This is a genomic window from Sorangium sp. So ce1014, assembly GCF_051521505.1.
Classification (GTDB): Bacteria; Myxococcota_A; Polyangia; order Polyangiales; family Polyangiaceae; genus Sorangium.
Map to the genome: position 1 here is coordinate 983,462 of NZ_CP150356.1, position 12,191 is coordinate 995,652.

Here is a 12,191-nt window from a genome sequence, read left to right on the forward strand (position 1 = left end):
GTCGTTGAGAGCGGCGCCCGCACCGCCGCGGGATGGAGCGGAAGGAGGTGGTGGCGATCGCGTGGGTGCGATCGAAGGAGCGAGGTGCGTCCCGAGGGGGACGTGCACGGCGAGCGCGCAGGGCTACCGGAGCGCGGCTACGGGTGAGGGCTGCGGAAAGTGAGGCCAGCTGCACGATTTGGTGACAACTCGGCATGGCTGAACGTAAGTACGCGAAAGGACGTCCGTTTCCAGAAGAAACCCCTTGGCGACCTCTTCGGATATCGACAGAATCGGTGCCGTCCGATCCGAAGGAGCCCTCATGCCGATGCGCCGGAAGTCCCGCCGAGACGACCTCCCTCCCTCTCGCCGGCGTCCGAGCCTGAGCGGGCTGGGGGAGTGGGAGCGGAAGTGGGTACGGAAGCTCGGCCTCGACGATATCCCGTGGGACCCCGAGCAGTGTTGCGAGCTCTGCATCGCGAAGCGAGCGGCTCGCGGAGAGACGGTGGAGGAGCTCGTGCCGCCATCAGGGAGCCGCCCGAATCTGCTGGTGAGCCTCGGCTGGGCGAAGACCCCACCCACGGCGGTTGGTCCAAGAGGGCGGAGCAAGCGCCGCGGTAAGCTGACGCTGGTGAAGCTCGAGCGAACGGCGCGTCGCGAGCGCAAGGATTCTTGAGCGGAAGGCGCCGTCTCGAGGACGTCGGTTCGAGCGAGCCTACTTGACGGTCTGCGCGCGCTGACGACGCACGGCAGCGCCGCGACGCGCAGCGTTGCGCGATAAATAGAACCCGGCGTACCGCGGGCGCGGTGCGCCCCGACTCGGTTCGTCCCTGCGACGAGCGCGCGAGGTGGATGATGGTGTGCTCAACGCTTGCCATCGAGGCAGGGGCGAATGCTCCTGTGTCGAGGCGTCGTGCGAGGAGCGAGGAGAGCTTTGAGGCGTTGCCTTGTCTAGGGCTGTTCCTGGTCGCGGGTGACTTCGGCGGAGAGGCGGTGTCCCGTACTGCGGTTGAGATGGTGCACGCACATCTTGAAATCGAAAAAGACAACCCAGGCGGTGTCTGTGCTGATGAGATGACTGCGCCGAGATGCCGGGATGAAGTGCGGCTGATGATGAGCCCGCGTCGAGCGAGCGGATGTCGTGCTGAGAGCGACTGTCCGGAGTCGGTAGGGTGTGGCGTGCCCACGAGCTTCGCTGGCGTGCTGCTCGCGCCGGGGGCGGCGTACATGGCCTATGTCGGCGATATGCGCGTCTACCGATTCCGCGACGGAAGGCTGGAGGAACGGACGCGTGATGACGCTGTGCTCGACGGTGGGATGTTGGACGGATCGATTTCGCTGGATGCATTGACGATGCTGGTCCAGCATGCGAATGCAGCGACGCGCGCGCTCGGCTGCGATGCGGCGGTGGAGATGAAGACCCAGGTAGAGAGCACCGCGCCGGGCGACATTTTTCTCGTGTGCTCGGCGGGGCTTTGGGTTGTCGTGCCCGAGCACCGTATGAGCGGCATCCTTGCGGCGCACCATGAGCTGCGCCTCGCGGCGAGCTTGCTGATGGACTGTGCTCATGAGCACGGCAAGGCCGAGCACGTGACGTGCCTTCTTGCGCGCGTCGGCGATAACTGAGAGTTGGAGCCCGCGAGGAGGGGTGGTGTGCAAGGACGAGAGTGTGGCGAGGGAGAAGGTACGGGATCGGGCAGGGGACCCCTCCCGTCCCGCGCGTAGCGCGGGACTTGGGAGGGGCGGGCGGCGCGCAGGCGCGAAGCGCCGAGCACCGACCGGGGGTGGGCATCCTCTCTTGCTGCTGCTGCTTCTTCTTCTCGTTCTTCTTCTCTCTCCGCGCGGGCTGGGGGCGTGGTGATGGGGCGGGGACCGCTGCAGGCGGGCGACGTGTTCCTGGACTACCGGATCACGGAGCTGATCGACGCGGGGGGGATGGGGGAGGTGTACCGAGCGGTGGAGGACTACTCGGAGGATGTGGTGGCGATCAAGTGCATGTCGCCACGGCACGTGAGGAGAGAGGACTTCGCGAGGCGGTTCCGGCAGGAGTGCAAGTTCTACCCGAAGCTGAAGCACCCGAACATCGTGCGGATGAGGAAGGCCGGGGTGTCGCCGGAGCACGTGGCGTACATCGTGATGGATTACCTCGAGGGGAGGACGCTGAGAAAGCTGCTGACCAAGGCGTACCGACTCGATTTTTTGAGCGCGATGCACGTGATGCTGCAGGTGGCGGACGCGATGACGTTCGTGCACTCGAAGGGGATATGGCACCGTGATCTGAAGCCCGAGAACATCATGGTGGGGACGAAGGCGGACGCGAAAGGTCACGTGTGGCTCTTGGACTTCGGGATAGCGAAGTTCGCGGACGGGGGGATGAACACGGACGACCTGCCGGACGTGGGGACGGTGAGGTACATCTCGCCCGAGCAGGTGAAGCTGCTGTACGGGGCGTCGAAGAAGGCGGAGCGGGCGAAGCCGGACGGTCGGACGGATATTTACGCGTTCGGAGCGATCTTCTACGAGGTGCTGACGGGCAAGCACCTGTTCCTGGACGACAGCGAGCCGGCGACGGCGGAGGAGACGCTGACGGGGCACCTTGTGGCTGCGCCGGAGCCGGTGCACGAGATCGTGCCGGATTGCCCTGAGTTCGTGTGGCCGGTGGTGTCGCGTTGCATCGCGATCGACGTGGAAGAGCGGTATGCGAAGTTTGACGAGGTGGCGCGGGACCTGAGGTCGCTGCTGAGAGACACGGTGCCGGCAGGACACGTGCTGGCGCGACGGCTGGCGCAGGAGCGGATCAAGGCGGAGCGAGAGGCGGCGTTCGCGGGGGTGGAGCTGGAGGACAGCGCGCCGGTGAGCGGGAGCGGAGAGGCGGGGGAGGAGGCGCGCGGCGAGGGCGAGAGGAAGGGGGGCGGGATGGGAGGAGCGAGGGAGGTAGAGGAGGAGGAGCGGGAGAGGAGAGCGCGGCGGGTGGTGCACGGGGAGACGGTGCCGCTGGCGCATTTCATGGCGCCCGCGAGCGCGCTGCCGTTCGCGCCGGCGTCGAGGGCGCCGGCGCGCTCGCTGCGGGGGCTCGGGGTGGGATACACGGAGCCGCTGCCGTCGACGTTGCCGTCGCTGAGGGCGCGGGAAGCCGCGAGGCCGGCGAGGACGTCGCGGGAGCGGACCGCGGTGCTGGGGGCGCCGTGGGCGGAAGGGACGGCGCAGCGAGGAGGGCCGCCGCCGGAGGTGAGGGCGCAGGCGTACGCGGGGCCGCCGCTGCCCGTGATGGAGACGCCGCACGCAGCGCCGCCGCAGTCGCCCTGGAGAGAGGCGCAGCACTATGCGGGGCCGCCGGAGGTTGGAGCGCCGTACGCGACGCCGCAGCTGCGGGAGATTGCGGCCCGGTACGTGACGCCGCCGTTGCCGGTGACGCAGCGAGAGGCGCCGCCGCCGGAGGTTGCGTCGCCGTACGTGACGCCGCAGCCCGAGGAGGTTGCGGCGCGGTACGTGACGCCGCCGTTCCCATCATCGGTGACGGAGGCGCAGCGAGCGGCATCGGCGCCGCTGCCGGTCGCCGGGCCGCCGACGGCACCGAACGCTCGACCGCCGAAGCGGTTGCAGAGCGAGACGCCGAGCTTGCCGACGGTGATGATCGCACCGCCGCAGCGGGCGATGCGCGCGTACGTGCTGGCGCCGCTTGTGGCGCTGGGGATCACGGTGGTGGGCGTGGGGGCTGCGCTGGGGCTCCGAGCGATGAGCGGCGCGGCGTCGGAGCCGGCGATAGAAGAGCCGGCGGCCACCGCGGCGCCGGCCGAGAGCGTGACGGCGAGCGCGGCGTCGGCGAGGGTCGCGCCCGCGCCGCCGGCCACGGCTGTATCCACGGCGCCCGCGCCGGAGGCGACGGCGAGCGCGGCGGCGGTGAGCCCGGCCGAGGCGGCCGCGGAAGCCGGAGCCCCTGCGAGGGCCGAGGCAGCCGCGGAAGCGGAGGCATCTCCGAAGGATCCGCCGGCGGCGCCGGCGAGGCCGTTGCCGGTGAGGACCGCCCCGGCGGAGGCAGAGGACGACGAGGACATCTACGAGATGCCGAAGCGGCAGAAGCCGTCGTTTCTGCGGGTGCTGGCGGAAGAGAAGAAGAAGGCGGCGCCGGCACCGAAGGCGGCGCCGGCGAAGCAAGGGGGCGCGAAGCCAGCGCGCCCGTGCCCGTCCGTCGGGTGCAGGCCGTTCTAGTCGCTGATGGAGAGAGGTCTTGGATATGGGCAGCAACAAGGACAGCGACGACATCCGGCAGTACCTGCCGGACCTGGAGAGCATCCAGCGCGAGGCGGATCCGGCGGTGGCGGAGCGGAAGCTGCAGCAGGCCCTGGACAACCCGGAGCTGGACCGAGCGCTGTCCGAGATGCAGCACCAGAAGGCGGCAGGGCAGCCGCTGTTCCAGTTCCCGGTGGTGCCGGCACTTCCCAAGGGGCAGGCGGCGCCGCAGGGGGCAGGGCAGCCGCAGGGGGCAGGGCCGCCGCAGCGAGCGGTGCCGCCGCCGCTGCCGGTGATGGAGACGCAGCGCTCGGTGATGCCGCCGCTGCCGGTGATGGAGACGCAGCGGTCGGTGACGCGGCAGGGCGCAGCGTCGCAGCACGGACCGATGATGCCGCAGCACGTCGGGGTGATGCCGCCGGGCGGAGCGCCGCAGCAGCGCGCGTCAGCGCCGTCCGGTGCGCCGGTGCCGCTGTACGGTGGTGCGGCGGCGCCGTTGTACGGCGGTGCGGCGGCGCCTGTGTACGGCGGTGCGGCGGCGGTGCATGGAGCGGCAGCGCCACGAGGTGCCGTGGTTGGGCCGAGCGCAGCGGTGCAGCAGGGCGCGCCGGCATCGCACGGCGCGATGGCGCCGAGCCAGTGGGCGGACCGGGGGCTGCCGCCGATCGACAGGGCGCTGCTGCCGTCGTCGTTGCTGCCCGTGACGCCACCGCCCGTGACCACACAGAAGCCGCCGGCCGATGCGCAGGCGACCGCCGAGGGTCGTTGGAGGAGGCGGTGGTGGGTCGTGGCGCTCGCGTTGCTGGCGCTGAGCATGCCGTTCGTGACGCTGGCGATCGCGCGACGACAGACGCCGCCGAAAGAAAAAGAGCCAGCGCCGCGGTCGAGCGGGGCGCCGGCGCGGAGCGCGGTGGCGCCGCCGGTGGCCTCGGAGCTGCCGCCGCCGGAGGAGGTCGAGCCAAGCCTTGACGATGTGGTGACCGAGAGCGACCCGCCTGCGCCGCAGGCGCCTGCGCGGCCTGCGCCAGCGGCGCCGCGTCCGCCGCAGGCGCCGGTCGCGCCGGTGCCGGCCGACAAGCCGCTCGCTGATGACGTGATGGAGTGAAACCGCGTGGAGCCATGACGATGAACTGCCGACCCCTTGCTCTGTTGCTCACTGCGGCGACCGTGATCGCCGCCCCTGACATCGCCGCCGCGCAGCCTGCGGCGCCGCGGGAAGCCGCTGCCAGCGCCGATGCGGCGGCGCGCGCCGATGCGTCGTATCGGCGCGGCCTGCGCCTGTACTCGGACGGAAAATACGTGGAGGCGGAGTCGGAGCTTCAGTCGGCGTGGGAGCTGAATCCGACGTTCGACGTGGCGTACAACCTCGGGAACACGAAGTACCAGCTGAAGAAGCACCGGGAAGCAGCGCAGTACCTGTCGCATGCGCTGCGGCACTGGCCGCTGATGAAAGCGGCGGCGAAGCTGAAGCCGACGGCGGAGAAGCGGCTGGCGGAGTCGCGAGCGCAGGTGGGAGCGCTCGTGGTGACAGCGAGCGTGGTGGGGGCGGAGGTGGTGGTGGACGGCAAGGCTGTGGGGAAGGCGCCGCTGGAAGGAGAGGTGTTTGTCGAGCCAGGCGAGCACCGGGTGGAGGTGAGGCTGGAGGGGTATGCGCCGGCAAGCGAGACGGTGAAGGTCGCCAAGGGGGGGACAGCGGTGGCGGCGCTGGCGCTGCCGCCGGCGAAGAGCGAGGCGCAGGAGGCGGCGCCGGGCGCCAAGCCGGTCGAGGGGGGGAGCGCGTCGGGCGCTGCTGCGGGGGCGCCCGTGGCGGGGATGCCGCCGGCGGAGCCGGCGTATCCGGGGCCGGAGCCGCAAAAGCGGAGCTGGGTGCCGGTAATCGCGCTGGGGGCGGCGAGCGCGGTGGGACTTGGCCTGGGTATCGGGATGACGGTCGCGTCGAATAACGCGAGCGCGGATGGGCGCACGCAGGCAGACGCGATCCTCAAGGCTGGCGGTGGCTGCCCGGACGCGCCGCTTGCATATAGCCAAGCGTGCTCTGATCTCCGAACGACGGCTTCGCGGGTCGACACCTTCGCGCGTGCAGCCACCGTGGCGTATACGGCGTCGGGCGTGCTGGCCATTGCAGCTGTGACCTATGCGCTGTGGCCGCGTTCGGGGACCAAGGCTTCAGGCGAGCTGCGTGTGCTGCCCGAAGCGCATATCGGTTACGGGGGAATTGTGGCCCAGGGGGCATGGTGAAGAGCCGACACGAGGATGCGATGAAGAGGAATCGAGTGCCTTGGAAACTGTGCACCATGGGGTTTATTGTCTGCTCCGCCGGCTGCGACACGGTGTGGAGCAACGTCGCGGAGGATTGCGAGTTCACCCTCATGTGTGAGCACCACCGCGGGCTGTGGGAAGGCACGGGAGGCGGGACGCCGAACCCCGCGTGCGATGCGGACCCGACGCGGGACGCGGGCGCGGTGATCGACGAGTGCGCGGTGTTCGCGAGCGCGAGCGCGAAGCCTGGCGGAGACGGGACGAAGACGAAGCCGTACGCGTCGCTCGGGGAAGCGATCGCGAACGCGGGCGGCAAGCGGGTGCTGGCGTGCACGAGCGGTGCGTTCGCGGAGAGCGTGACGATCGAGGCGGGGCTGGAGGTGATCGGGGGCTTCGACTGCGGGGCGGAGTGGACGTGGAATGAGGAGGCGCGGAGCGCGATCGAGGCGCCTGCGAATCAGATTGCGCTCACGCTGGGGGAAGGTGCGAGCGGGGCGAAGGTGCGGAGCTTTTCTGTGCGTGCGGAGAGCGCGACGGAGGCGGGCGGGTCGTCGATCGGCGTGGTGGTGGCGGACATCGAGGCGAAGCTTGTGCAGGTGGACGTGGCCGCGGGCGATGGGATGGACGGGGCGAGCGGGGAGATGCCGACGGAGACGCCGCAGGCGGGAGCGGGCGCACCGGAAATGAGCGCGTCGAATGCATGTGAGCTACCTGCTGCAGTACGGAGTGGCGAGGCGGGCGCGACGACGTGTGAGGACGGCGAGACGCGCGGTGGCGCCGGTGGGCTCGGCGGGATCCCGGGCATGGGAGACGGCAACGGGCAGAGCGGGGCGGATGGCGTGCCGTTGCCGGAGGAGAACCCTGACGCGTACGGGCTTGGTGGTGTGGGACAGATGGACGCTGCAGGCAATTGCAGAGTGGGACAACCCGGCGCGCCCGGCGCCGCCGGTGTCGCTCGGGCAGCCGGGAACAGCACGACGCTGACGTTGACCGGCGTGGTGGGTGGCGACGGCGAGAACGGCACAATTGGGAAGAAAGGTCAAGGAGGAGGCGGGGGTGGTGGAGCGAAAGCGGGGCAGTTTTGCGGGGCGACGACGAACCCCGTGGAGGGGCCCGGCGCGAGCGGTGGTGGCGGGGGAGCCGGCGGCTGCGGCGGGAAGGGAGGCGGTGGCGGGAAAACCGGTGGGTCAAGCATCGGGATCGTGAGCCTTGGGACGAAGCTGGTGCTGACGGAGGTGACGATCGCGGTGGGCAAGGCGGGCAACGGTGGACAGGGCGCCAGCGGAAGACGCGGCGCCGATGGAGGCATGGGCGCGACTGGAGGTACCGCCTCGGACCACGTGGACTCCATCCCCGGCTGCAAAGGCGGGGATGGTGGTCGAGGCGGCCCCGGCGGCCCAGGCGGCGGAGGCCGAGGCGGCCACGCCGTGGGGATCGCGTACGCCGGAACACCAAGCGCAGCGATGGCGCTGGAATTCGTCGAGGGCACGGCAGGCGAAGGTGGCAGCACGGTGCAGGATGGGAACGCCGGCACGCCCGGCGTGAGCGGCGCGTGCTGGAGCTTCGAAACGAACGAGAGCTGTGGCCAGTGAGGAGTGCAGTGTCGTTGCGGTGGTAATTCCAAAGAACTCAACGGAATGCAATCGGTCGGTGAGCGAGCGCTGCACTTCGTGAGCAGCTGAGCTGAAGGAGGTAACAAGAAATGGTTGGACGCCCCCCGCGCGTGGGTGGTAGGGAGTGGTTTGTCGCGGAGACGCGGCACGGTGGGCTGCCCGGCGCTTACAACCTCGCCACCACAGCGTGGAGTGCCCAAGGCGCGGGCGGATGGACCGTAGATCTGCTGACCCCTTCTGTGTCGGGCCGCGAGTACGGATATTATCCGACGGTCGCTGAAGGCAGCCCAGCAGCAGATCGCTTTTACGCGGCGCGAAACCCGCGATCAGTGGCCTGGCGGATGCGTCGCAGGGCAGCTGCGAGAGCCGCCGGCGAACAGGGGACCCCTCCCGTCCCGCGCGTAGCGCGGGGCGGGGGAGGGGCGGACCGCGCGCAGGCCCGAAGGGCCGAGCACGGGCCGGGGGTGGGCATCGTTGTATTCCTCTCTGTTCTCCTCTGCACCCCAGCGCGAGTTGCGCGATGCGAGGAGCTCGGTCAGTTGTCCGAGCTGCGGCCACGGAAGTACCAAGAAGCAGAGGCGATGCTGCTGTCGGCATGGGAGCTGAATCCGACGTTCGACGTGGCGTACAACCTCGGGAACACGAAGTACCAGCTGAAGAAGCACCGGGAAGCAGCGCAGTACCTGTCGCATGCGCTGCGGCACTGGCCGCTGATGAAAGCGGCGGCGAAGCTGAAGCCGACAGCGGAGAAGCGGCTGGCGGAGTCGCGAGCGCAGGTGGGAGCGCTCGTGGTGACGGCGGGCGTGGCGGGGGCGGAGGTGGTGGTGGACGGCAAGGCTGTGGGGAAGGCGCCGCTGGAAGGAGAGGTGTTTGTCGAAGCCGGCGAGCACCGGGTGGAGGCGAGGCTGGAGGGGTATGCGCCGGCAAGCGAGACGGTGAAGGTCGCCAAGGGAGGGACGGCGGCAGCGGCGCTGGCGCTGCCGCCGCTGAAGAGCGAGGGGCAGGAGGCGGCGCCGGGGGCGAGGGCGGCGAAGGGGGGGAGCGCACCGGGCGCTGCAGCGGGGGCGCCCGTGGCGGAGATGCCGCCCGCGGTGCCGGCGTATCCGGGGCCGGAGCCGCAAAAGCGGAGCTGGGTACCGGTGATCGCGCTTGGGGCCGCGAGCGTGGTCGGGCTCGGCGTGGGTATCGGGACGACGGTTGCGTCGAACGCTGCGAGCGATGACGCCCACAAGCAGAGCGCTGCGATCATTCAGGGCCGCGGACAGTGCGTGAAGCCGGCGTCAGCGTGGGTTGGGCCATGCGAGCAGGTCCGGAGCGATGCGTCGCGCGCCGACACGTTGGGGAACGTCGCACGCGTGGCGTTCATCGCGTCGGGCGCATTCGCGATCGCTGCGGCAACGTACGTTCTATGGCCCAAGCCGAAGCGCTCCGAATCTGCCGTTGCGCTGCCCGTGGTGCACTCGGACGGCGCGGGCATCGCAGTGATGGGGGCGTGGTGATGGAGCTCCGGAAGGCAAGGCACATGCGGAACATGCGCAGAACAGTCGGCGGGTTGGCGTTCGTCTTGGCGGTCGGCGGTTGCGATAGCTTCTGGAGCCATCTGGCGGAAGACTGCGAGCTCCTGGTCAGCTGCGATCATTTCTATCCGTCAGGCACGGGAGGGGGCACGCCCGACCCCGAGTGCGGAGCGGATCCGACCGAGAATGCGAGTACGGTGAGCGACGCGTGCGCGGTGTTCGCGAGCGCGAGCGCGGAGCCTGGTGGAGACGGGACGAAGGCGAAGCCGTACGCGTCGCTCGGGGAGGCGATCGCGAACGCGGGCGGCAAGCGGGTGCTTGCGTGCACGAGCGGAGCGTTCGAGGAGAGCGTGACGATCGAGGCGGGGCTGGAGGTGATCGGGGGCTTCGACTGCGGGGCGGAGTGGACGTGGAATGCGGAGGCGCGGAGCGCGATCGAGGCGCCTGCGAATCAGATCGCGCTCACGCTGGGGGAAGGTGCGAGCGGGGCGAAGGTGCGGAGCCTCTCGGTGCGTGCGGAGAGCGCGACGGAGCCGGGCGGGTCGTCGATCGGCGTGGTGGTGGCGGACATCGAGGCGGAGCTGGTGCATGTGGATGTGACCGCGGGCGATGGGATGAATGGGGCGAGCGGGGAGACGCCGACGGAGACGCCGCAGGCGGGAGCGAGCGCGCCAGACACGGAGCAGACGCGCGCGTCGAATGCGTGCGGTCTACCCGCGGCAGTTCGAGGTGGCGATCCTGGCGCGACGACGTGTGAGGACGGCGAGACGCGCGGCGGCGCCGGTGGGCTCGGCGGGATTGTGGGTACCGAGGAGGGCAACGGGCAGAAGGGTGCAGACGGCGCGCCGCTGCCCGAACCGAATCCCGAAGAGTACGGGCTAGGCGGCGCCGGGCAGACCGGTGGCAACTGCCGGCAGGGCGAGCCCGGCGCGCCTGGTGGACCCGGCGACGCCGGGGATGCCGGGAGCGACACGCAGCTGACGCTGGCCGGCATCGCTGGAGGCGATGGCAGTAACGGCCCAACCGGGAAGCGAGGTCAAGGTGGAGGAGGCGGCGGCGGAGCGAAGGCGGGGCTGTTCTGCCCGGCCGGTCCGAACACCATCGAAGGTCCCGGCGCGAGCGGAGGCGGAGGCGGCGCCGGCGGTTGCGGCGGCAAGGGAGGCGGGGGCGGGAAAGCCGGCGGGTCAAGCATCGGGATCGTGAGTCTGGGGACGAAGCTGGTGCTGACGGAGGTGACGGTCGCGGTGGGCAAGGCGGGCAACGGTGGACAGGGCGCCAGCGGAAGACGCGGCGCCGATGGAGGCATGGGCGCGACTGGAGGTACCGCCTCGGACCACGTGGACTCCATCCCCGGCTGCAAAGGCGGGGATGGTGGTCGAGGCGGTCCCGGCGGCCCAGGCGGTGGAGGCCGAGGCGGCCACGCCGTGGGGATCGCATACGCCGGAACACCAAGCGCAGCGGTGGCGCTGGAATTCGTCGAGGGCACGGCAGGCGAAGGCGGCAGCACGGTGCAGGCTGGGAACGCCGGCACGCCCGGCGTGAGCGGCGCGTGCTGGAGCTTCGAACCGAACGAGAGCTGTGGCCAGTGAGGAATGACCATCGATGTTATTCTTTTTGCGGCAAATCCGGCTGGCTCAACGGAGTGCATTCGATGGCAGAGCGAGCATCGCGCACCGCAAACGGCAGAGTGAGTATCGCGCACCGTAAACGGCGGAGCTGAAGGAGAGGACAACCCATGAATCAACACGCCCCCTGCTGGGGTGATAGGGACTCGTGTGCCGTGCGGTCGGCCGTCGAGTTGGGGCGCAGCGCGGGAGCGGTCGGCCATCGACCCGGCCGCAGCACCCGCGCTGACCATCGTAAGGAGTTGATGGGGTGAAGCCACCTGAAGCCATGATGATGACCTGTCGGATGATGGACTGCCGATCCTTTGCCATGATGCTGACTGCGGCGAGCTTGATCGCCGCCCCCAACGTCGCTGCCGCGCAGTCCGCCGCGCCGCAGGAGCCCGCTGCAAGCGTGCCAGTGCAGCGCGAAATCGCGCAGGCGCAGCCCGGTGCAACGGAGGGGCTGGGGATGTCGGGAACGCAGGCCGGTGGGACTGGAGGCGGAGCCCAGGCCAGCGCACCTGGAACGGGAGCGCCTTTGGCGGAAACGCCGCCGGCTGCGCCGGAGGTGCCGAGAGGGCCGGCGCCAGAGGATAAGGACAAGCGAAACTGGGTGCCGGTGATCGCGCTGGGGGCGGTGAGCGCGGTGGCGCTCGGCGTGGGGGTGGGAGCGACGGTGGCGGGGAGCAATGTGCTTGATGACGTGCACGCGAAGAGACAGGCGATCCGAAACGCCGGAGGACAGTGCACGAAGCCGCAAGAGGCATTCGTTGATGATTGCGCGGATCTGAGCAGCACCGGCGGGCGCGTGGACACGCTGGGCCATGTGGCGGGCATCGCCTACGTTGCTTCGGGTGTCTTGGCCGCCGCGGCAGTGACGTATGCGCTGTGGCCGCGCGCTGACGCGAAGACGGCGGGCCGACCGCCGTTGGTTGCCACCGCGCACCCGACGGGCGCCGGTGTCGTGCTGGTCGGTGCGTGGTGAA

Annotated in this window: 8 protein-coding genes; all 8 read left to right on the forward strand. The window is 70.2% G+C overall.

The window, feature by feature from the left end:
• Nucleotides 1–1,158 precede the first annotated feature (1,158 nt).
• Nucleotides 1,159–1,605, forward strand: a complete 447-nt coding sequence (locus WME75_RS03775; protein ID WP_437486503.1) for a PP2C family protein-serine/threonine phosphatase — start codon at nt 1,159–1,161, stop codon at nt 1,603–1,605.
• Nucleotides 1,606–1,839: 234 nt separating this feature from the next.
• Nucleotides 1,840–4,188: a protein kinase domain-containing protein gene (locus WME75_RS03780; RefSeq protein WP_437486505.1), complete on the forward strand. Its 2,349-nt coding sequence runs from the start codon at nt 1,840–1,842 to the stop codon at nt 4,186–4,188.
• 19 nt (nt 4,189–4,207) lie between these two features.
• Nucleotides 4,208–5,314 carry a hypothetical protein gene (locus WME75_RS03785; RefSeq protein ID WP_437486506.1) on the forward strand — a complete coding sequence of 369 codons (1,107 nt, stop codon included), beginning with the start codon at nt 4,208–4,210 and terminating at the stop codon, nt 5,312–5,314.
• Nucleotides 5,315–5,328: 14 nt separating this feature from the next.
• A complete protein-coding gene (locus tag WME75_RS03790; RefSeq protein ID WP_437486508.1) occupies nt 5,329–6,447 on the forward strand; it encodes a PEGA domain-containing protein in 1,119 nt (372 codons plus the stop codon).
• A 56-nt stretch (nt 6,448–6,503) separates the two neighbouring features.
• Nucleotides 6,504–8,060, forward strand: coding sequence for a hypothetical protein (locus tag WME75_RS03795; protein WP_437486510.1), 1,557 nt, complete (start codon nt 6,504–6,506; stop codon nt 8,058–8,060).
• 602 nt (nt 8,061–8,662) lie between these two features.
• Nucleotides 8,663–9,580, forward strand: coding sequence for a PEGA domain-containing protein (locus WME75_RS03800; RefSeq protein ID WP_437486512.1), 918 nt, complete (start codon nt 8,663–8,665; stop codon nt 9,578–9,580).
• A 215-nt stretch (nt 9,581–9,795) separates the two neighbouring features.
• The gene (locus WME75_RS03805) at nt 9,796–11,187 is read left to right on the forward strand and encodes a hypothetical protein (protein WP_437486513.1); all 1,392 of its coding nucleotides are present in this window, start codon (nt 9,796–9,798) and stop codon (nt 11,185–11,187) included.
• Between the two features lie 286 nt (nt 11,188–11,473).
• Nucleotides 11,474–12,190 (forward strand): hypothetical protein, encoded by a 717-nt coding sequence (locus tag WME75_RS03810; RefSeq protein WP_437486515.1) that lies wholly within the window; start codon nt 11,474–11,476, stop codon nt 12,188–12,190.
• Nucleotide 12,191: the final 1 nt, after the last annotated feature.